19 protein-coding genes are annotated in these 20,926 nt (G+C 53.1%); 1 reads left to right on the top strand and 18 read right to left on the bottom strand.

Annotation, left to right across the window (positions count from 1 at the left end):
• Window positions 1-38: 38 nt before the first annotated feature.
• From RIN49_RS11485 to RIN49_RS11470, 4 genes are all read right to left on the bottom strand, one after another.
• Window positions 39-773, bottom strand: coding sequence for an MBL fold metallo-hydrolase (locus RIN49_RS11485; protein ID WP_309120305.1), 735 nt, complete (start codon window positions 771-773; stop codon window positions 39-41).
• Window positions 770-1,801 carry a Gfo/Idh/MocA family protein gene (locus RIN49_RS11480; protein ID WP_309120304.1) on the bottom strand — a complete coding sequence of 344 codons (1,032 nt, stop codon included), beginning with the start codon at window positions 1,799-1,801 and terminating at the stop codon, window positions 770-772. The genes RIN49_RS11485 and RIN49_RS11480 overlap by 4 nt, the downstream gene beginning before the upstream one ends.
• Before the next feature lie 25 nt (window positions 1,802-1,826).
• Complete coding sequence (locus RIN49_RS11475) at window positions 1,827-3,020, bottom strand: threonine synthase (protein ID WP_309120324.1); 1,194 nt, start codon at window positions 3,018-3,020, stop codon at window positions 1,827-1,829.
• An 89-nt stretch (window positions 3,021-3,109) separates the two neighbouring features.
• The gene (locus RIN49_RS11470; RefSeq protein ID WP_309120303.1) at window positions 3,110-3,790 is read right to left on the bottom strand and encodes a FadR/GntR family transcriptional regulator; all 681 of its coding nucleotides are present in this window, start codon (window positions 3,788-3,790) and stop codon (window positions 3,110-3,112) included.
• Window positions 3,791-4,004: 214 nt separating this feature from the next.
• On the opposite strand from RIN49_RS11470, the gene RIN49_RS11465 reads away from it, so the two are divergent.
• Window positions 4,005-4,679, top strand: a complete 675-nt coding sequence (locus tag RIN49_RS11465; protein WP_309120302.1) for a FadR/GntR family transcriptional regulator — start codon at window positions 4,005-4,007, stop codon at window positions 4,677-4,679.
• Here RIN49_RS11465 and RIN49_RS11460 read toward each other — a convergent pair.
• The 14 genes from RIN49_RS11460 to RIN49_RS11395 all read right to left on the bottom strand — a co-directional run bounded on the left by RIN49_RS11460 (window position 4,651) and on the right by RIN49_RS11395 (window position 20,916).
• On the bottom strand, window positions 4,651-5,451 hold the full coding sequence (locus tag RIN49_RS11460) for an SDR family NAD(P)-dependent oxidoreductase (RefSeq protein WP_309120301.1): 801 nt from the start codon (window positions 5,449-5,451) through the stop codon (window positions 4,651-4,653). The genes RIN49_RS11465 and RIN49_RS11460 overlap by 29 nt on opposite strands.
• Window positions 5,417-5,938, bottom strand: a complete 522-nt coding sequence (locus RIN49_RS11455; protein WP_309120300.1) for a NanQ anomerase/TabA/YiaL family protein — start codon at window positions 5,936-5,938, stop codon at window positions 5,417-5,419. Before RIN49_RS11455 ends, RIN49_RS11460 begins: the two co-directional genes overlap by 35 nt.
• Before the next feature lie 36 nt (window positions 5,939-5,974).
• On the bottom strand, window positions 5,975-6,790 hold the full coding sequence (locus RIN49_RS11450; RefSeq protein WP_309120323.1) for a carbohydrate ABC transporter permease: 816 nt from the start codon (window positions 6,788-6,790) through the stop codon (window positions 5,975-5,977).
• A gap of 19 nt (window positions 6,791-6,809) precedes the next feature.
• On the bottom strand, window positions 6,810-7,682 hold the full coding sequence (locus tag RIN49_RS11445; protein ID WP_309120299.1) for a carbohydrate ABC transporter permease: 873 nt from the start codon (window positions 7,680-7,682) through the stop codon (window positions 6,810-6,812).
• Between the two features lie 74 nt (window positions 7,683-7,756).
• The gene (locus RIN49_RS11440; RefSeq protein ID WP_309120298.1) at window positions 7,757-9,112 is read right to left on the bottom strand and encodes an ABC transporter substrate-binding protein; all 1,356 of its coding nucleotides are present in this window, start codon (window positions 9,110-9,112) and stop codon (window positions 7,757-7,759) included.
• A 304-nt stretch (window positions 9,113-9,416) separates the two neighbouring features.
• A complete protein-coding gene (locus tag RIN49_RS11435) occupies window positions 9,417-10,490 on the bottom strand; it encodes a Gfo/Idh/MocA family protein (RefSeq protein WP_309120322.1) in 1,074 nt (357 codons plus the stop codon).
• 42 nt (window positions 10,491-10,532) lie between these two features.
• A complete protein-coding gene (locus RIN49_RS11430; RefSeq protein WP_309120321.1) occupies window positions 10,533-11,468 on the bottom strand; it encodes an aldo/keto reductase in 936 nt (311 codons plus the stop codon).
• A gap of 47 nt (window positions 11,469-11,515) precedes the next feature.
• Window positions 11,516-12,145 (bottom strand): SGNH/GDSL hydrolase family protein, encoded by a 630-nt coding sequence (locus RIN49_RS11425; RefSeq protein ID WP_309120297.1) that lies wholly within the window; start codon window positions 12,143-12,145, stop codon window positions 11,516-11,518.
• A gap of 13 nt (window positions 12,146-12,158) precedes the next feature.
• The gene (locus RIN49_RS11420; protein ID WP_309120296.1) at window positions 12,159-13,469 is read right to left on the bottom strand and encodes an aspartate aminotransferase family protein; all 1,311 of its coding nucleotides are present in this window, start codon (window positions 13,467-13,469) and stop codon (window positions 12,159-12,161) included.
• 14 nt (window positions 13,470-13,483) lie between these two features.
• Window positions 13,484-14,941: a M81 family metallopeptidase gene (locus RIN49_RS11415; RefSeq protein ID WP_309120295.1), complete on the bottom strand. Its 1,458-nt coding sequence runs from the start codon at window positions 14,939-14,941 to the stop codon at window positions 13,484-13,486.
• Between the two features lie 26 nt (window positions 14,942-14,967).
• Entirely contained in the window at window positions 14,968-15,360 is a 393-nt protein-coding gene (locus RIN49_RS11410; RefSeq protein WP_309120294.1) for a RidA family protein, read from the bottom strand.
• 247 nt (window positions 15,361-15,607) lie between these two features.
• A complete protein-coding gene (locus tag RIN49_RS11405) occupies window positions 15,608-17,059 on the bottom strand; it encodes a glycoside hydrolase family 88 protein (protein ID WP_309120293.1) in 1,452 nt (483 codons plus the stop codon).
• Between the two features lie 12 nt (window positions 17,060-17,071).
• Entirely contained in the window at window positions 17,072-19,381 is a 2,310-nt protein-coding gene (locus RIN49_RS11400; protein ID WP_309120292.1) for a helix-turn-helix domain-containing protein, read from the bottom strand.
• 29 nt (window positions 19,382-19,410) lie between these two features.
• A complete protein-coding gene (locus RIN49_RS11395) occupies window positions 19,411-20,916 on the bottom strand; it encodes a type 2 periplasmic-binding domain-containing protein (RefSeq protein ID WP_309120291.1) in 1,506 nt (501 codons plus the stop codon).
• Window positions 20,917-20,926: the final 10 nt, after the last annotated feature.

Below are 20,926 nucleotides of genomic sequence, written 5' to 3'. Positions count from 1 at the left end.
TCAACTCCTTTCTATCCCGTTGTTCCATCGACAGCGATTTAAACAATGCTTTCAGGCGCCTTCCCCTGTTCAAACCGTTCATGAGCCAGGGTAATCGCATGTTCCGCGTTGTTCAACAAAGCAGAGCCGTGCCCGGGAAACAATTGCTCGACTGCCAACTGAGCGAATCCGGCGATCGTCGTCCGATACGCTTCCAGCGAAAAATCGCGGGTATGTATAACGGCGAGCCTTCCCCCTTCGAACACGGCATCTCCGGCGAATAAAGCTTTGAGCTCCGGACAATACAGACCGGTCATATCGGCGCTGTGTCCGGCTGCCGAAACGACGCGCAGGCTCAAACTCCCTACTTGGAATTGGTCGCCAATATGCAACACTTGATCAATAGCGCACTTCCTGAATCGATACCACTCCGGGTAAATGCCCGCTCGTTTAGCGTCGGAAAGCGACATTCGCTCTTCGTCGCCATTGGACACGATATCCGCCGTCCTATTGCCCGCCAGCACCCGGATAGGGAGATGCTTCCTTAAGTAAGCGGCGCCGCCGGCATGATCGGCATGGGCATGAGTCAGGAATAATGTCTTTATGCATTCAGGCTTTATGCCATCATGAATCAGGTTATCGACTATGGTCTCAGGCTCCATCCCGGAACCGGCATCGATGATGCACGATTCACCGCCCCCAACTAAAACGAATACGTTGCAATCGTAAGGGTTACTAATCCGGTAACCTAAATCCCCGCCGCCTACGACATAGACAGCATCTGTGAGTTTCAATTTCCTGATTCCAAGCTTTCAAGTGCGGACAGCAGAATCGGTCTCCCCAGCTCGGCGGATTGCTGTACCGCCCACGCCACTTGGACCGCGCGGAGCGCATCCGTCGTGCGCAGGATGTTCGATTGCCTCCCGCTACTGACGCAATGGGCGAAATGCTCCAATTCCGCTGCAAGAGGACCCATCATGCGCCCGTGCAGCTCGTATCCCGAGTGCAGCGAGAGGAGATCGGTTTTCGTATTTCCCGCGTAAACCACTCCGCTCTCCGGCTCTTTAATCTCTATCATTCCTTCGGAAGCCGTAATTTCCATTCGAACGTCCGCGAAGGATGGCGCCCCGTCCGGAAGCAGCCAATTGTTCTCCAGAATACCGACTCCGCCTTTGGTAAAAGTCAGCATTGCCCAGCTTACATCCGCAGGCGAAGCAGGATGGCCGCTCCCGCTCGTGCCGACCGCCGTCACCTCGCGCACCTGATCCTCCATGTACCAATGCATTAAATCAATGTCGTGGATGCCTAGAATAAATACCGGATTGATGCGATTATAGATCGGAAAAAATTTCTTTCCATTATTACGCTTAGCATAAATGGACCGGATCGCCCCCATCCGGCCTTCTGCCAATTCTTGTTTCACTGCCGCATATCTTGCATCGAATCGCAACACATGTCCAGTCACAAGAAGTCGATCGTATTTGATGGCTGCCTGTAAGAGGAGATTTGCATCTTTAGGTGTATGGGCGAGAGGCTTCTCAACGAATACATGCACCCCTGCCTGGAAGGCTGCCAGCACAGGTTCTACATGAAGATGCTCCGGCGTCAGGATATCGACTGCATCCAACTGCTCTTGCTCGAACATTCTCTCCCAGTCTAGGTAACATTCCGCTTTCGGAAACCATTCTTTAAAGGCAGGGAACTGATCCGGGTTGCGGTCGCATACGGCTACCACTTCCACATTCGGCATTTGGCGCCAGATGCGGCCATGCTGGGCGGCGAATCTGCCTAGACCGATAATGCCGATTCTAATGTTGTCCATGTCTATTGCGTTCTCTCCTCTCTATTTATAGATCAAGCTCCTCTGCCTGAAGAAGCGGGACCCGCTTACCGCGAACCATCTCCGATAATCGGGCGCTGTCCTTGAAGCCGGCGCCGCTGATAATACAGACAACGCGTTCCAAGCGACGCCCTTCCCTGCCCTCCAGCGATTTAATCATGCCCGCTACGGATGCGGCGCCCGCGGGCTCGCAGAAGATCCCTTCCTCTTCGGCCAGCATTTGCTGCACCTTCCAGATCTCTTCGTCCTCAACGGATAATGCGGCGCCGTCGCCGGACAACATGACGGACAATGCGACTTTGCCATCGGGCGGGTTCGGCACCTGCAAGCCCGATATCTGCGAGGTAGAGGGCGCTGAAACCGGTTGTTCATGGCCGGCCTCATAAGCTGTTGCAATATTCGAGCAGCCGGAGGATTGTACCGCGATCATCTTCGGCTTGCTTGGAATGGATCCGAATCTGAACAGTTCATCGAAGCCTTTCCACACGCCGACGAACAATCCGGCCCCGCCCGCAGCCGTATATACCTGCGTCGGTACAGATTCCATCTGTTCCGCAAGCTCGAAGGCAATGGTTTTCACCCCTTCCATCGCATAAGGATTGTAGCGGAAAGCGGTTACCATGACCTCCCAATCCCGAAGCCTCGCCGCTTCGAAAATCCGTTTGAATACCAAGTCTCCAACTTGCGGACTCACGCCGAAGCCCGCTACCTTCCTGACCAAAGCATTATGAACCAACACTTGCGAAAGCTTCGTTTCGGCCATGTGCTCAAGCACATAAAGATGATACGGAATTCCGGCGCGTGCCGCATAAGCCGCAACGGCAGCCCCGGCATTGCCGGACGTGGTACCTATGCAAGCCTCACGGCCATTGGCCAATGCCCACGAAAGGCCCATTGCTGCAATACGATCCTTATATGAGCCGGTCGGATTACTGCCTTCATATTTAAAATAGAGTTCAATCCCTAACCGTTTAGCTAGGGAGACGCTTCGGATCAGGGGTGTTTCCCCTTCGCCAAGATACATTCGCTGCTTAGATGGAACTTTAGGCAATAGTCTGTGGTACTTCCATATCCCTTGTTGCGTACCGTCCTGCCACTTCTCCCGAGGCTTCTCATAATGAACCAGCAGTACCCCGTTACATCCCGGACATGAATACAACAATGAATCTTCATAGGATTGACGACAATCGCTGCAAACCATTTTCAAGAGATCACCCCCTATCAATAATATTATGGTTTGACCACATATGCGTGGGAGGAGCCCTCCCTTATCCGCCGCTCTTGTTACGACTATAATTCCGCGAATTTCTTGAGCGGCTGGAGATGAAGCTCCATTTCTTTCTTTGCATTTTCTACATCTTTATTCCTTATATAACGGACGATATTCTGGTGTTCAACCAACGACTGCTTCGTATCTTCCAGATTGCCGAAGTGCAACTGACGAACCTTCAAGAAGAAGTCGGCGATGACTTCGCTCAGCTCATAATAGGTTAAATTACCGGTTGCCTTGAAAAGCGTTCGATGAAATTGCAGATCCTCTTCAATGGGCATTTGGCCGGCGGCCAAGCTCTGCGCCATAGCCTCGTTCCATTCTTCCATCTGATCAATAAAAGAAAGGTCGTAAGTTTCAATTGCCATTTCAACTGCGCCAAGCTCCAGAATTCTTCGCGTACCAAGCAGCTCCTTCATTTTCCGCTCGCTCTGATGCCATCTGAATGATACTTGATCCATTACAGGTTTAAGTGACAGTCCGTTCACAAAAATTCCATCGCCGGTTCTGATCTTCAGAATTCCGATCATTTCTAGCGATTTAAGCGCCTCCCGCACGACTGTACGGCTGACGCCCAGCATATCTATGAGTTGTTTTTCGGAAGGAAGTCGGTCTCCCTCTTTCATTTCATTCTCGATAATATGATTTTTGATTCGTTCGCTGACGATGTGAGATAGGTTTACCTTTTCAGAAATTTCCAATGTCGATCACCTTTCGATTCATTCTGTTCTTAACATAGATTATGGTTAGACCATCGCATAGATACCTTTAAATCTAACTCTTCACCAACTTGTTGTCAATGCATCCTTGCGGCGGCTGGTATTGACAAAGGTTAAAAAGAAAGTTAAGATTTTTCATGGTCTGACCACGCACTACATATCTTAATCGGATGAAGCGAGAGGGTTATCGACAACAATGAAACCTATCGAAAAGAGTGAGCGTTACACACTCAGTCAACTCGTCGTGCAAAACTTGAAGCAATTGATTCTGGAGCGAAAAATGGCCCCAGGAGATAAACTGCCTGCTGAACGTGAGCTTTCTCAAATTCTCGGGGTCAGCCGTGCCATCTTACGTGAAGCCCTTCGCTCGCTGGAGAGCTTCGGAATACTTGAAATCAAGCATGGAGAAGGCACCTATGTCGCCGGAAACTTCTTGAATCCCCTCGTCGAGCAATTGGCATTCGTGCTGCAGATGAATGAGAAAACCTTTCAGGAACTTCACGAGGTCCGCTTCTTATTGGAAGCGGCTGCACTTGCGTCGGTACCGACGCCCAATCCCGAACTCTGGGACGAGCTGCAAGAACTGTCCGATCAATTTGCAGGTCCCGCGCTAGATCTGGAAGAGCGTGCAGCTATAGACGCCCGATTCCACTTAGCTGTCATCGGTTCCTTACAAAATCAAACGCTTCTCTATTTAGCAAAACCTTTCGTCCAGCAGCTGTCAGTTCGACTGCTCACGGAAGCCGATATACAAAAAAGCGCAGAGGAGCATACTTCTTACCTGAATGCGATTCGTACCGGTGATATGGCCCTGGCCAAAACAATACTTCAGGAGCACTTGTCTACCAAGAACTCCAACCGCCATCGATAACCAGATTATGGCCGGTTACATATTTGGACGCCCGGGAGGCCAAGTATACAATGGCTCCCTTAATGTCGTCCTCATCGGCCATCCGTCCAAGAGGAGTCCGATCTTGATAGTTACGCAAGAATTCCTCGGACATGATTTCCATATCGCTTCCTACAGGATTGTAACCCCCGGGACTAATACTGTTCACGCGCACGTTATACTTGCCGTAATAATTCGCAAGCCACTTCGTCATGCCGACCATGCCCCATTTCGCATAGGTGTACTCAATGCCGCTTGTCATCCCGCTGTCTCCGTACACCGGAAAATGTGGACCTAGAATTCCCTGTATCGATGCGATATTAATGATGCTTCCCTCGCGTTGCTCCCGCATCGTCTTCACCACCGCTTTCGACAGGAGCATGACGCCCAGGCCATTCACCTGCTGCGCTTTCGACCAACCTTCCGCAGTTGTTTGTTCAATGTCGGCTAATCCTTCGCGAGAAACAGAATTGTTCACAAGAATATCAATGCGGCCAAACCTGGCTACGACATCGGACGTAAAGGCTTCGATGCTCGCCTCGTCCCCTAGATCCAGCGGCATCGCCACCGATTGGCAGCCTTGTTGGATTAACGCTTCAGCCTGCTCCTCGCATTTGCGGACGTTGCGCGATGCAACGACGACAAGAGCCCCCGCTTGCCCCAACGCCTCAGAAATATGAGCGCCGTAAAGCCCCGATCCTCCTGTTACAATCGCAATCTTATGATCCAATCTGAATTGATCCAGCACGCTCATCGTTTTCCACCTGTTTCTCCATGAAACGGTTGTGAATTTTGACTACCACTTTACGGAACATCGACGGATGCTCTAAGCACAAGCAAGTCCGGTGAATTTCTCCTGGTGCGAGCACCATGTACATGCCGGGCAAAAGCTCAATAACGCTTTCATTCGGCACGTTTCTGTAAAGATACGCATCAGCGGTTTCCATGATATCCTCAGCGATCACCGTCTCGTCCGTAGGATAAGCGATGCCTATATGCTCGCTGCCCTCAACCAAATAATGAATGTCGGTATAGCTGCCATGCGATTCTGCCATCGTTTCGTGAATGGGACGTGTAATCCCCTCGGAAACGATCGCGAACATATCGTCGCCGGCGATATCGATACGCCCTTCCTGCAGCCTATGACTATCAACGTTACCCAAGAAGTCCATAGCGGTTCGAAGCGGTTCCGCATACCATTGCCGCTGCCGTTTCCATTGATTCAACTGCCCCAGTATCATACTGTCCCCCTAACCGCTTTCAGGCAAGTTATCTTCTCAGCCCTTCACGCTGCCAACCGTAATCCCTTTAACAAAGTAACGTTGAAACGCGATAAAAATAATAAGGATAGGAACGAATCCAAGCGTAGCAGAAGCCATCTGTGCCCCATAATTGGCGCTAAATTCGCTGATTAACGTAGAGATCCCAACGTTGATCGTCATTTTCCTGCTGTCGCTCAGCATAATCAATTGCCATAAATAATCGTTCCACGCGAATGAAAAAACGAAGATGGCAAGCGCGCCGATCCCCGGTTTCACAACCGGCAGAAATATTCTTGCAAACAATCCGACCTCGCTGCAGCCGTCAATTTTAGCCGCCTCGAGCAATTCATGCGGAATGGTCTGGCTGAATTGCTTCATAAGAAATACCCCGAACGGCAATGCCAATATCGGCAGGATTACACTGGATAGATGGTTGACCAGATCCAGGTCTCTCATCAAGGTAAACATGGGGACCAGACCCAACTGTCTAGGAATCATCATGGTTACAATAACTGCCCCGAATATGATCGTTTGGCCTGTGAATTTATGTTTTGTCAGTGCATATCCCGCCATGGTTGCGATCAGGCAGGCCAATAATGTAGAAATTCCCGCAACGACAACGCTGTTCAATAACCAGTTGTAAATAAAGCTATCCTCTGTCAAACGGACATAATTCGCCAGTGTCGGTTGAAGCGGAAACAGATCCGGAGGGATCTTGATCGTCGTCGATTGATCCTTGAATGAACCCGTTATCATCCAGTAAAGCGGAAACAAGAAGAAGAAGGCACTAGCATATAACAATAAATCGGCGCTCCGTTTAAGCAATTTCATGATCACCGCACGCGCCTCCTTAATACTCGACATCCGTTTTAAATATTTTGAATTGAATAACGGAGAAAATGGAAATGAGTACCGCCAGCACAACCCCCATGGCAGACGCCAGACCCAAATTGCCATACTTAAACGCCGTCTCGTATAGCAAATACATGATTGTCGTCGTCGAATAACTCGGTCCGCCGCCTGTGAGAAGCTGGACGACTACAAACGTCTGGAAGGCGCCGATAGTCGAGGTTACAATGACATACAATGTCGTCGGCTTGAGCAACGGCAGCGTAATACTCCAAAACTTCCTCCATCCGGAAGCCCCGTCAATCGAAGCCGCTTCATAATAATCGGAAGGAATACTTCCCATTGCGGCCAAATATAAGATGATGGGTTGGCCTACACTCCATGTTATAACCACGATGATTACGGCGATCAAGCTTACGCTTGTATCGGATAACCACATAATCGGCTTGATCCCCAACAACGACAGCGAGTAATTCCCAATCCCGCTTACCGGGTTGTAGATCCACAACCACGTTACCGACAAGATGACCTGCGAGGTGACGATCGGCAAATAAAAGCTAGCCCGGAAAAAGGATGCGACGCCCGACGATTTTCCTATAATCAGGCTAGCCGTTATAATGGAGAAGATGATTGTGACCGGCACGACGCCAAGAACCAGCAGGAATGTGTTCAAAATCGATCTGAGAAACACATCGTCCGTCAGCAGACTTGCATAGTTCCCGAACCCGATCCATTCCTTCCTTCCTATCCCGTAATCGAATAAGCTTAAATAGATCGCGTCAAGAAATGGGTATATTTCGAAAGCAAAAAAGACGATCAGAAACGGCGCGATGAAAAACAGTCCCCAAAACTCCCTGTATCCTCTTGAAGCCATACGCATTCCTCAGCTTTCTTGATGAACTAACCGGAGGTTCGAGATTTCCTAACCTCCGGTTTGCCGCCCTTGCCCTACTTTGAATTTTGTTCGATAATACGGTTCGCTTTCGCTACAAACTCATCAAGCGCTTGTTGTGCTGTTTTGCTCTTCATAATGGCGGCTTGAAGTTCCGGGAAGAAGGCGTTTCTTGTTTCCGCATATCCTGGGATCGCCAAACCGATATCGCCCGCGTACTTGGCCAATTGGATCGTCTTCCCTTGAATGGAATCCGGCTCGTAAGTAGCGTTAAGCGATTTGCGCGTAACGATCACGGACGGCACGCTCGCCATCTTTGTCATGCTTTCCTTACTGTTAATGAATTTGACCAATTCCTTGGACCACTTTATCCTTGTTTCATCCTTTGTATTCCATGCCCACGTCCCGTATCCGAAAAGAACGGAGTTCGATGTTGTACCATCCTTCGACGGGAACGGTACGATATCGTATTCGAATGCTTTGGCCGTACCGTCGGCAAAGGCTTTGTCGAAGGCACTGATATTGCCCAAACTTCCGAATGTCATGCCGATCTTTCCTTGCAGGAACATCTCGTTGATTACGGCGCCGGCTTTAAGGCCTACTACTCCAGGAGGCGTGATGCCTTCTTCGTTAATGATGTTGACCAGATATTCCAGACCTTCGACGCCCTCCGGAGAGTTGAGGATTGCTTTCGTCTTGTCGTCCGACCATGTTTTCGCCCCGAACCCCCAGAGGAACATATGATGGCCCTGATCTCCGCCTATATCTCCCGCATAAGTGCCGAATCCATAGATTCCTTGATCGGGGTCGTTCACTGCCTTGGCTGCCTCGACAAATTGGTCGTAAGTCCAAGTTTCCATATTTTGCGGAAGCAGATCTAAGGCATTCTTAGCCGTGAACAATTCTCTGTTTACCAACATGCCGGGAGCGGTAAGGCTATTCGGTAATATGTAGAGCTTATTATCTACAGATAAAGAGTTCAATGGACCCTGGTCGTAATCCTCCTTTTCCACCACATCATCCAAAGGAACCAGCAGGTCTTTCTTGGCGTAGGTCAGCGGCCAACCGATGGAACCCTGCTGTACGTCCGGCAGCTCTTCCGTGTTAATGGCGATGCTGATCCGCTCAGCGATTTTATCGTCAGGAGTTTGGACCAGGTTGATTGTGACATTCGGATTCGCCGTTTCAAAGTCGTTTTTTATCGTTTCATACGTATCTTGAATGTCTGCCCGCGAATCCACCCACCAGGTCAGTTCCACTTTTTCTTCCGCAGCGGAAGGCTCTGCGTTCTCCGGTGCAGCATTGGTGTTGGAACTCGTGTCGGTTTCTCCGTTTCCGTTCCCGCTGGAGCAACCGACCAACAAACTTATGGATAATAACAGCGCGCTAATCGAAGTTATAGATTTCTTCACCCTTCATTCCCCCTAAATATTATGAATGAGATCATTCCGCAACCGTAAATCCATACTAAACTGATCCAAGCGTTTGCGCATCCCCCTTGTACAAATAGTATGGTCTTACCACTTATGCGAAAAAAATATGTAGAGTATGGTTGGACCAGATTATAGCTTATCATTAGCTTACTTGCCTCGCAAATTCTTGTCAACACATTTTTATAAATTTTGGGCAGTTTGTGTCATATTACTTAACATATCATCTGAAATGTAAGGGCATACATCTATAATGTATCATACTTGCTACGCAGTGATAGAAGGATCATGTGAGGATTGTTTGTAGATGGTTTCTAGAATCCATTGCAGCGGCAGCCGTTCGAACGGAAAGAATGGCAGCGCTTCCATCAAGCAGCATTCCCTTATCCGCCTCAACCTGAACTCCGTTAACCGCATCGCAGAAAGTTTGCATTTCCCGCTTCATCGGCGTACGCAAAAAAGCAGGCGGTCGAAGCTGCGGGTTCCCATAAATCACTCCGCCGTCCATCATTTGATACGTTTGACGCCGCTCTTGGTCCTCCGCTTCGTCGCCGTGCAGTCCGATGGTTGTCATCGTCATGCCCTGTTTGCGAAGCTCGACGATCGAATTCCTAAAATCAATCTTGATTGCTCCTTCGGTACCGTTGATTTTCATATAGTGTTCTGCCCATTGGAAAGCGGAACCATACTGCAGTGTACCATACCCCCCCTCGGAAAACTTCAATGTGATAAGCAGCACATCGTCCTCGTCTCCACAACCGCTGCCTTGATGGGCCACATTATCAGCCATCATTGTGACGGCAGTCGCGGGACCCATAAGCGATTGCGCCAAATCCAACTCATGGATGTGGTGAAACAAGTGACCGCCTGATTCCTTTTGCTTCTTTTTCCAGCTTACGGTATCTTTCCTTTTCTCCCAACCCGTTCTTTCCGCATGACATACTAGAGGCCGACCGATCTCCCCGGTTCGAACCCATGCCTTCACCTGTTCAATCCCTCGAAAGAAATGAAGAATATGGCCTACCATGAAATGTACATGGCCGAGTCGGCAAGCTTCTACCATTTCTAGCGTATCCTCTAGGTTTAATGCGACAGGCTTCTCGCAAAAAACATGCTTGCCATGCTTTGCTGCAGCCAAAACTGCTTCCCGATGCAAATGATTCGGACTGGCCACTATAATGGCATCTATATCGCTACGACCGACCAAACCGTCAAGCTCTTTCTCCATTTCACAGCCGATTTCATTTGCGATCGCCCGTGTACTTGCGTTGCTGCCGCCGTAGACCGCAACGACCTCCGCTCCTTCCATGCTCTGCAGAATCCGGGCAAATTCCCCGCCAAAAAAGCCGCAACCGACAATTCCAAACCTGATTCGTTTGATTATAAGCGCTCCTCTCTTTTGCTAGGATTTCCACATGAAAGGGGTGATGTATATCCGGGGGATATCGGCAAAGGTTCGATCGATCCGCATTCTTGTTCGCTCGGAAAGCGGCGGGCAACTCATTAACTCGAGATTGACTTTGATCTGCTCCGGACTTTCCGCCCCTATGACTAGGCAATGCACGCCTTGCAAATCGCGGACATAAGCCAAAGCAAGCTCCGCAATTGTCATCTCCTCGGACACAGCCAACCCCTGAAGCTTTTCGAGAAGTTCGGCCCCCTCAGGCAGAAGCTTCTCGGGCAGTGATTGCCTGTTCATGAAGAACAATCCTTGCAAGAAGACGCTGCGGGCTACTACCCACTTCCCCCTGTCTGCAAAATCCTGTAAGGCTCCGCATTGAATAAGCCTCCGATCGAACAGATTCACGGGCATCTGCACCATCTCATAAATGTCATCCTGGAGAAGTGCAGCACTATAATTGTATTGATCGACCGGATCGGCTCCGAAAGAAATTCCCCCGCGCTCAATCATTCCATCGCGCTTCATTCTGCTTAATATCCTACCTACAGATGGACCATACACTTGTAATGTTACAGGATCATGGATCATCAAGGCGGGTATCGCGCTCAATTGTAGACGACTTATAATCTGCTCTGCTTTGCTCACCATCTGACGTTCGAGCTCAACCTCTGAGGTTAGCTGCAGGTCGACCTTCAGCTTCGAAACAATGAAAGGGGATTGTTTCCCCTTGAAGAATTGCCCCAATTTCACCTCGGCATCTCCATACTCAAGAGCAGTGTCATAGCAATTAATACCGGCTCGCTCGCAATACTCTAATAATTCCTTGTCATTGACGGATCCCAACCGGTTATTCACTCCATAATTGTCCATCCCTAACTGCGCTGTACCCAACATGAATCGGGACAGGGTCAATCCATTTCGCTCGATATAAGGCATGCTCACCTTGGCGATCCTCCTTCCGATGCTACAAATAAACCAGCGCGTTAGATACCCAAGGACCGGAATACGACATCCGCAATCACCCGGTGCCCAAGTTCATTGGGATGGAGAAAATCATTCATAAGCGTGCTATGAGTTCCAGGGTCGACCAGCGTCCCCCATGCTTCATAAATATCGCACAGAGGTACCTGTAGATTCCGTGAAACTTCCCGGATCTCAGTGATGTACTGACGATAGGTCGTATATTTTGAGGCGACATCCGAGTCTTCCTTCATCAGCGGATGCGGGGTCATGAGCAGCACTTCCGCCCCTTGGCCGCGAATCGAGCGAATCAGACGTTCAAGATCCGCGGCATATTCTTCGAGCGGCACAGCCGCTCCACAATCGTTTATACCAATCATGATGGTCACCAGGTCAGGCGTGAATCGTAATACGTCCCTTTCGAGCCTATTGATCAAATTTTGAGCGGTATTGCCGCTTACCCCGGCATTGACCGCAAGAAGGTGTCGTCCGAACTTTTCCAGCAGTCGTTCGTGCAGCAAACCGGCATAATTCATATGACCGTGCACATGATAATTCGGCTCCGTTATGGAGTCCCCCAGCATTACGATCACTGCATGCTCGCCACGCGCCATTTTCTCCATTGTTTGTAATGCGATCGTCGCCGTCTTCATTTCGCAGCTCCGTTTATTTTAATTTCCCGAGCGTTCGATCGATTGCATGAAGCGTGGCTTCGATGTCCGGTTGCTCATGGACGGTTGAAATATACCAAAGCCCATTCGGTCGGAGGAGGACTCCTTCCTCCAACATGAGCTTGGCAAATTCGGTATACTTCCCGGCGTCTCTTAGCATAAAAGTATCAAAGTCGGTTACTTCCGTTTTGTCGATAAACATCATATGGAACACTGGGCCGATCTGATTGACGACACCCCTAATACCGTGTTTGTCAAGCAACCGACGAATGCCGGAGGATAATCGGACAAATAAATTTTCCATAGCTGTAAACGCAGCTCCGTCATTTGCCGCAAGCTCCCTAATCGTTGTAAGCGCCGCAGCTGTGGCTACACTGTTGCCGTTCAGTGTACCGAGATGGCTGACTGCCGCCGTATCGATATGCTTCATGAGATCCGCCTTTCCCGCTACAGCGCTAATGGCGATACCTCCTCCCATCGCTTTACCGATCGTAACCAGATCCGGGTTGATGCCGAACCGTCCATGCGCTCCTCCCAATCCAAGCCGAAAGCCTGTGATCACCTCATCCAAAATAAGCACAATGCCGAGCTCTTCCGTAAGTCGGCGAAGCGCCTCCAAATAGCCGGGCTTCGGCATAATGCACCCGGAATTGCACATCACAGGTTCGGAGATGACCGCGGCGATATCCTCCGCCTGAGTTCGCAAGGCAACCTCAAGCGCGTCCGCATCGTTCCAGGGAAGCAGGATCAGATCCTCCAAGCTGTTTTCACTCTGGCCCGACGTTCCAGGGGGTATTCTGTTCGAGCGCCCTCCGGTATCGGTCTGTTGCAGTCCTGCCCCGGGGAAAGAGGTGAAGATGGAATCCGACCATCCATGATAATGGCCGATAAAACGGACCACTTTCCGTTTTCCCGTATGCGCCCGCGCCAAACGCAGCGCCAACATTACAGCTTCCGTACCGGACCCGCTTAGGGCGACCTTCTCCGCGCAGGGAAGGATGTCCACCAATACGTCGGCGAGTTGAATCTCGCCATCGTGCTGCAAACCGTAGGTGTAGCCGTTACGCATAGCGGCAAGGATGGAATCCGTGAGCTTATCATGTGCGTGACCAAGAATGAGCGGCCCGTAGGCAAGTAAGTAATCGATATATTCGTTGCCGTCGACATCGCGGAGACGCGCGCCCTTGGCGGATCTGACATAAAGCGGAGTCGGTTTCATGGAAGCGCGCAAGGAGCTTGCGACGCCTCCGGCAAGATGCCGCTTCGCTTCCGTGTATTTGGCTAATGACTGATCTATGCTTAACATATCCATGCTCCTCCCTATTGGCGATCGATCGGATAAATGGGACGCCTAAGCTGTTTGTATTGAAAACGGGTAAGGTTAGAACTGCAGCATCCGGGTGTATCCACGGGCACAACTCCTCTATATATCGAACCGAACGCAGTTTTCCAGGCGATCGCGGACTTCGCAACAATGACATGAAAATCTTCCGCACGCAGTCCGACGGAACTGACATGCCCCGGGTCCCACGGAGCCGCTCTTTTCTCCGTTACAATAACCGTTAATAATCCAGCTTCAATAACCGCCGTCTTCCCCATGTCCGCCCATTGTCCTGTCATATACGGCCCGACGTGCGCATATTTCCCATCGAACAAAGTCATTATCGTGCCGGTAATATACACGGGATTCCCATGTAACTTATCGCTTTTCCCGCCGATTTCCCCTTCAAACCTTGCACCTAAACCAAGTTGGTGAGCCCGAAGGGATGCGAGTGCGTCATGAATGATAACTAAACTTCTTTTCGGCGGATTCGTCAAATGGCAAAGTAGGTGGGTCGCATCCGCCGGAGCTCCTCCGCCCACGTTATCCGATCCCTCGACCAGAATCACCGGGCCGTCGGACATCTCCATCGCCTTGTATACAGCTTCCTCAGCCGGAATGGCCGAATACAAGAACCGCTCTCTGCGATTCCAGGCCATACGCTTCAATTCATCCGCATAGTTCTCTGCGAGCGAAAGATTGCCGTCCGTCGTCACGACGAAGGCTACTCCGGCATCAGGCACATCACTGTAGGGAAAGCCTCCTAGAACGGTGACATTCAAAACCGAAGGTTCGCGCTCCATGTCGAAAGCTCGATTCAACAACTCCTTCATTGGTCCTTCCTCGTCCGTCAGCATAACCTGGGGGACGATTAACATTCCGGCTTGCGCGAAAGCAAGCACCGGACTGATTTCTCCTCGAATCGTGCGAACGAGCAGGTTTACCGCATCAACCGCTCTTTCATAAGCATCGATATGCGGATATGTATCGTATCCTACAATAATATTTGCGTTGCGAACCATCTCTCCGCTAATGTTGGCATGCAGATCCAGTGTTGCGGCAATCGGTACGGACCGCCCCACCCTCTCCCGTACGCGGCGCAGGATTTCCCCTTCTACATCGGGTATGCCTTGGGCTGCCATCGCTCCATGAAGAATGACCGCTACACCGTCTGCCGTGCAGTCCAACGAATCGATAACCGCTTCCAGCAAAGCATCGGCAGCTTCGCCGGTAACCATACCGCTCGGAATAGCAGATGCATACAAGCCAAAGATCGGGTTCACACCTTCTTCCTGCAAGGCGTCGATGATTCCTCCCATGGAAGTACGAGTGCCGGAATATCGCTGTAGGAAGGCATCGTTGCCCTGTACCCACTCGGATTGAAAGCAAGCCAAATCCGTAATCCCCGGAGCAAAGGTATTCGTTTCATGATATATACCGACAACTGCGATTTTCATTTTCTACTCCTCATTTGCAATAAGGATTAGTTGCGCACCCGTTTGGAAGGCGCGTAAGCTATCGCATCAATTTCTACCAAATAAGCTCCCATATCGACAGGGGCAGTAGTCCTGGCCGGGTACGGCTCCTTAAATACCTCCGAATAGGTCTTGTTATAGCCGGGAAAGTCTTTGGTGAGGCTGACAAAAGCATTGGTCTTAATTACATGGTCTAATGTTAGCCCTTCCGCCTCCAAGATGATTTCAATATTGCGTAAGCACTGGCGCGTCTGTTCTTCAATCGTCGGTCCGACGATCTCTCGACTTTCCGGTTCGACACCTACTTGTCCCGAGACGTAAACATAATCTCCTGCACGAACTGCGTGCGAGAACGGCAACGGAAACTGTGGCGCCTTGGGCACGTGGATGGCTTTTGACATTGTTCATTCTCCTCTCCTTTAGACCACAAAATCATTTATATTATGGTTAGACCATAGTACTCATACTAATCTGAACTTGCTTTTCCTGTCAATCCCCTTGCTTTTAAAAACAACAGAGCCTCAAAATACATTCAAATCCGGCATAGAAATCTACTAGCAATCCTCCTCGAACAGAGGAAATCACCTTAGAAAAGGCCGTCAAATAGCAAAGGGGGCCGCCGTCACCGGCAGGCCCCCATACTAATTTTTATGCTCCCCGCACCGCCGCGTACAATTGCCCCAGCAGGCCGAGGCCCATCTGCGACAGCACGCGGTAGCCGCCGCGCTGCAGCTCGACCCCGCCGGCGTTGTGCTGGGCGACGCCGCCGAGGAAGCCGTCCGGCGTCACGTACGCCGCCAGCGCGGTCAAGCTCTCCTCCGCAACGCGGAGATAGCGCTCCTCCAGCACGCCGTGGCGCGCGCCCAAGGCCAAGGCGGCGGCGATGCCGGCCGAGCCGGACGCGTCGACGGCGACGGCGGGATCGTCGAGGAAGTTGGACCAGAGGCCGGAACGCTGCCTCCACGACAAGGCGACCTCGGCCACGCGGGCGAGCTCCCGCTCCAGCTCGGCGACCCCGGGCAAATCCGCGAACGCCGAGGCTCGCAACGTCGACGCGGTCCGCGCGATCCCGAGCATATACCAAGCGTAGGCGCGGGCCCAATTGCGGAAGCTATGCGAATCCGAGTTCCGATGGTACCGCAAGAAGACGTCGCGGTCCCGCGCCAGAACGTCGCGGCGAAGCAGCGCTTGCTCCAACGCCCGCCGCGCCAGATCGCTCCGGTCATGCTTCGCCGCGACGACGGCGAGCGGGTAAGCGACGGTGTATGCGCCTTCCGCCGAGACGGTGTCGCCGTCGATGACGGCTCCGCCGCCGTTCGCGCCGCGCGAGTCCCAGAACGCGATCGCCCGCTTCACGACGTTGTGCTCGGGCTGGTACTTCGCGATGACGGCGAGCGGCAGCGTCGCTTCGATCGTCGTGAACGTATCGTCCGCCCCGCGGCCATGAAGGTCCTCGTACAACAAGCGTCCCTCGTCGTCCATATACTGTGCGAGATGCGCGTCGAGCGCGGCATCGATCCGCTCCGCGCCGAGCGTCGGACGAAGCGCGTACAGTCCGTCCAGCACGCAGCCCTCCATCCAGCCGAACGGCTGCAGCGACGCGAACGACGCGAGCCGCCCCATGGCGGCGTCGAGCCGCGCCTCCGCGCCGTCGGCTCCTTCGCCCAGCAGCAGATGCGGCGCGAACGATCGCCGGTCCTTCTCCCCGTCCAGCTCGTCGAACATCCAAAGCGGCTGTTCACCGCCGTCCAGCCGCAGCGAGACGCCTTCGCGAAGCGCCGCCGCGGCCTGTTCCGCGTTCAGCGCGAGCTCGAACGGCTGAAACGCGTACGCGTACCGGATGTCGAAGCGTCCCAGCAGCGCGCCCGAGCCCGGCAGCCGCGCCTCCACGAACCGCGCGTCGCGGTAATCCAACGCTACGGTGATGCGCAGCCGCCCGCCGTTCCCGACGGCGGCGCCCTCCCAAGCCGGCCACCGAAGATGTACGCTCGTCTCCTCTTCGCGGCCGATCTCCAGCGCCGACCACCCGCGAGGCAGCCGCTTGCCGTCCGGCAGCCGCGTCGGCGGCCGCGTAACGACCCGGGCCGAAACCAACTCCATGCTTGTCGCCCCCTATTTCGCTTGTTCTCGATATTGACTCGGCGTAATCTTGACGATTCGCTTGAAGTTCCGATTGAAGTTCGAGGCGGTGCTGTACCGAAGCCGCTCCGCGATCTCGGCGATCTTCATGTCCGTCTCTCGCAGCCACCGCTTCGACACTTCGATCCGATACTCGGACAAGTACTCCGTGAAGGTGACGCCTGTGTCTTTCTTAAACACACGGCTAATGTAGCTCGGGTGATAATTCAAGCGGCTCGCGAACATATCGACGCTGAGGTCTTGGTCGTAATTGCGTTCGATCTCCTCGATGATTTCCTTGGAAATGTTCACCTCTTGCTTCCGAGCCCGCTCCTCCATCCAGTCGATCAGCGGCAGGAGCACCTCATGCTCGAACCACTGCAAAATCTGTTCCGGCGCGTGCATGCGCTGCAGGATGTCCGACGTAAACAGCGTCTTGCGGAACACCTCCTGCACCGACCCGCCGGCATCCTGCACGACGCCGGTGACGTTCGTGAACAGTCTGCCTACGTATGCTTGGTAATCGTAATGGTTGACCTCGTTTTCGAAAAACCGCTCCACGAACGTCCGCAGCCCTTCGATCGCCTGCGGGCGATCCAGCCGCCTGACCGCTTCCAGAATTCGCGCCTCCAGCTCCTTCGGATAGCGGAAGCGAAGCTTCGGGTCCGGCTGCGCCTCGTCGATGAACAGAATCGATTCCTGTCCCAATCGGGTGCGGTACGCCAGCGCGTCCAGACTTTCTTCGTACGCATGCGGCGCGTGGATGAAGTCGGCGTAGCTCCGGCTGATGCCGATGCTGACCTTCAGCTTCAGGTACTCCTTCACATGCTGCCGAACGCTGTCCGTCTGTTGGAACACCTGCACCCGGAACGGGATGTCGCGGTCCATCGGCGCGCCGAGGAATACCAGCAGCGTCCGGTTATGGATGACCGGAGACAGCCGATCGCCGGGCGGGATCATCTCCTCGAAGATATTGTATGCGGCATAAAGCAAGAGATCGATATCCTTCTCCTCGTAACGGGTTCCTTCCAAGGTGTCGATCCGCAGCGCCGCTAGGCACCATTGATTCCAGTCCGCGGGGTAACCGTACTTTTCGAAATCCTCTTCGAGTTCTTCCGGCTTGATCGACCCGAGCAACAGCTTATATACGTAAAATTCCCTCGCCTGCCGGTTCAGCCGCTCCACCTGACCGGTCAATCGGGTCTCCGACTGCGCCAGCTGGAACATCCGATCGCCGATGACCGTCAGTTCGTTCTCGCTTCCGTTCGGCTGCGGCGCGCCGGGCTTCATGAACCGGTAGATGCGCCGGATCGGCGAATACATGCGCAGCGAGGCGATCAGCGACGTCGCGACGACGAGCGCGATCAGGATCGCGACGGAAAACATGGTGTACATCTTGATCCGATCCGATTCGACGGTCAAGCTCTCCAACGGCGTTAACGCGAAGTACGTCCATCCGTTGTACGTCGATCGATTGAAGATGACCGCGTAGTCCTCCCCGCCGATGCGGCCGGTGAACTGGCCGTCGGACTCGGGCCGGCTTACCGCGTTCCCGTAATACGATTCCTCGTCCGCCATCGCGCCGATCTTCGTCTTGTCCGGATGCGACAGGATCATGCCGCGTTCGTCCGCGACGACGACCGTGCCGAGCTGCCCGCCCCCGGTGAGCCGTTTGGCAAGTTCGCTGACGGGGACGTTCACGGACACCAAGCCGTACGGATCGGACGAGTTGAGCGGGATATGCTTGATCAGCTTCAGGACGAAGCCCCGCTCCCGTTCCTCCGTCAGCTTCCAGTAAGAACGCTTGGCGACGTCGCGGTAGGAGGTCAGCCGCTCCTTCACTTGAAGCAAATATTCGTCATGGGCGTAGGTGCTGCGATCCTCCATCGGGTAGACGGCGCCGCCTTCGACGATCCAATTTTTCCGAAAGCTGATCAGATGCACGTCGCGGATGCCGAGCTCGAATACTTGGATTTGGACGAGCTTATAGATCAAGCTGTCGAACAGCTTCTTATGCTCGTACGCATAGGACAGGTCGAGCACTGTCGGGACGGATACCGCGTTCGTCGTGACCGGTCCCCCGATCATCTGCGTCGCGAGTGTATCGATCGTCCGCAGATGCGACTCGACCTGTTCCTTATTTTGCTGCAGGATGAGACGGTTGCCGGCGGTGACCTCTTCCTGGACGATGCTGGCGGACTTATTGTAGGATAAGTACCCGAGCAGCAGCACCGGGATAATCCCGATGACGCTGCTGATCAGGACCAGACTCTTCAAAAAACTGGAGGTCCACAATCGTCTCAAGTCGATCCACCGCCTTCATGAACGAAATGTTATTTGTTCGCGTACAGCTCGGCGAGCTCTTCCGCGACTTTGGCCCCGCCCGCCTTCTTCCACTCCTCGACGGCGGCGTCCAGCCCGCCCTCGTCGATCTGCCCGAGCACGAACTGAATTTTCGCATCGGCCAGAATCGTCTTTAACTGTTCGCTCTTCTCGGTTTCCGTCGGGGAGATCAAGCCATTGGACGGATCCGCCACGCCGACGGCGGCATGCTCTTCCATTCTCGACTTCAACATGACGTTCAGCTCGGAATCCCCCGGAGGATAAATCGCCGCGTTGTTCACGATCAAGTTCTTCAGATCGTCGATGTTGAACTTCTCTTCGCTCGGCTTCGCCTCGTTCTCGTTCGCCAGCTTCGCGAACGCTTCGGACGCCTCCGGGCTGTTTTGCGTATCGAAATAGCGCAGCACCTGCTTGAGCTCCTCCTCCGACTTCACGCTCGTCTTCGGAATCAAGGCGCCGCCGTAATGTCCTGGGGTCGAGAAGGCTTTCCCCTCGATCGGTCCGCCGGCGGTCAAGTCGAAGAAGTTCTTCGTCTCTTCCATCTGGAAGTAATAGTAGGGGACGACCGCGTCGAGCGCCTCGATGCTCGCGCCGACTTTGTTGTTGTACAAGTTTTTCCGCGCCTCGTTCCGCACGACGACCGGGAAATCCTCGTTCACTAATTGTTCCTCGTACAGCTTCCTTACGAACTTCAAGCCTTCCCGATACTCGGCCGTCTCCAGATCCTTAATGAACGTCCCGTTCTCCGCTTTCCAGTTGTTCGGGGCGCCGTGCCAAGCGAAGATGTCCGCCGGAATCGTTCCCTCGTAGAACATGATGCCGTACGTGTCGGCGGTCCCGTTGCCGTCCGGGTCTTGGTCGCGGAACGCCACGAGCATGTTATAGAACTCGTCGATCGTCTTCGGCACCTCGAGGTTCAGCTTCTTCAGCCAATCCTCCCGGACGATCAACCCGTTGCGGACGAACGGGCGCGGGCGGGGAACCAGGTACATCTTCCCGTCGATCGCCAGATTGTTCAGGACGGCCTCGTCGAAGCGCTTCAGGTTCGGGAATTCGTCCACGTACGGGGTCAGCTCCCAAAACATGCCGGAGTGAATGCCGTTCAAAATGGACGTCGTGAACGGATTGTCGACCATGATCACTTGCGGCATCTCGCCAGACGTCATCGTGACGTTGAGCTTCTCGTTATATACGTTGAACGGCACCCACGTAATGTCCAATTCGGCATTGGAGATGCGTTCCGTCTCCGCGACGACGGCGCCATCCTCCTTCGGAGCGGTGTTGGAAAAGTACGCGTTCAAGATCGACACCTTCACGGGGCCGGCCGGCGCTTCGGACTGCGCTTCGGCCGCCGGGGCCGCAGAGTCTCCTGTCGGGTCCGCCGCGGGTTCGCTCCCCTCCGATGCCGATCCGCTGCATGCCGACAAGACGACGGACAACGCCAGCGTCGCGCAGTGCGCAGCCACCCAATTTCTGTAACCGGTTGCACGTTCCAATGCAATTCCT

Origin of the sequence: Paenibacillus sp., from assembly GCF_031177825.1 — a bacterium.
In the GTDB taxonomy this organism is placed as follows: domain Bacteria; phylum Bacillota; class Bacilli; order Paenibacillales; family YIM-B00363; genus Paenibacillus_AE.
This window is presented reverse-complemented; position numbering and strand designations above follow the sequence as displayed.

Bases quoted from the DNA above. Each gene is read 5' to 3' on its own strand.
- RIN49_RS11480 (WP_309120304.1), bottom strand. From the start codon at position 1,801: ATGGACAACATTAGAATCGGCATTATCGGTCTAGGCAGATTCGCCGCC.
- RIN49_RS11475 (WP_309120324.1), bottom strand. From the start codon at position 3,020: ATGGTTTGCAGCGATTGTCGTCAATCCTATGAAGATTCATTGTTGTAT.
- RIN49_RS11465 (WP_309120302.1), top strand. From the start codon at position 4,005: ATGAAACCTATCGAAAAGAGTGAGCGTTACACACTCAGTCAACTCGTC.
- RIN49_RS11460 (WP_309120301.1), bottom strand. From the start codon at position 5,451: ATGAGCGTGCTGGATCAATTCAGATTGGATCATAAGATTGCGATTGTA.
- RIN49_RS11455 (WP_309120300.1), bottom strand. From the start codon at position 5,938: ATGATACTGGGGCAGTTGAATCAATGGAAACGGCAGCGGCAATGGTAT.
- RIN49_RS11450 (WP_309120323.1), bottom strand. From the start codon at position 6,790: ATGAAATTGCTTAAACGGAGCGCCGATTTATTGTTATATGCTAGTGCC.
- RIN49_RS11445 (WP_309120299.1), bottom strand. From the start codon at position 7,682: ATGGCTTCAAGAGGATACAGGGAGTTTTGGGGACTGTTTTTCATCGCG.
- RIN49_RS11430 (WP_309120321.1), bottom strand. From the start codon at position 11,468: ATGCCTTATATCGAGCGAAATGGATTGACCCTGTCCCGATTCATGTTG.
- RIN49_RS11425 (WP_309120297.1), bottom strand. From the start codon at position 12,145: ATGAAGACGGCGACGATCGCATTACAAACAATGGAGAAAATGGCGCGT.
- RIN49_RS11420 (WP_309120296.1), bottom strand. From the start codon at position 13,469: ATGTTAAGCATAGATCAGTCATTAGCCAAATACACGGAAGCGAAGCGG.
- RIN49_RS11415 (WP_309120295.1), bottom strand. From the start codon at position 14,941: ATGAAAATCGCAGTTGTCGGTATATATCATGAAACGAATACCTTTGCT.
- RIN49_RS11410 (WP_309120294.1), bottom strand. From the start codon at position 15,360: ATGTCAAAAGCCATCCACGTGCCCAAGGCGCCACAGTTTCCGTTGCCG.
- RIN49_RS11405 (WP_309120293.1), bottom strand. From the start codon at position 17,059: ATGGAGTTGGTTTCGGCCCGGGTCGTTACGCGGCCGCCGACGCGGCTG.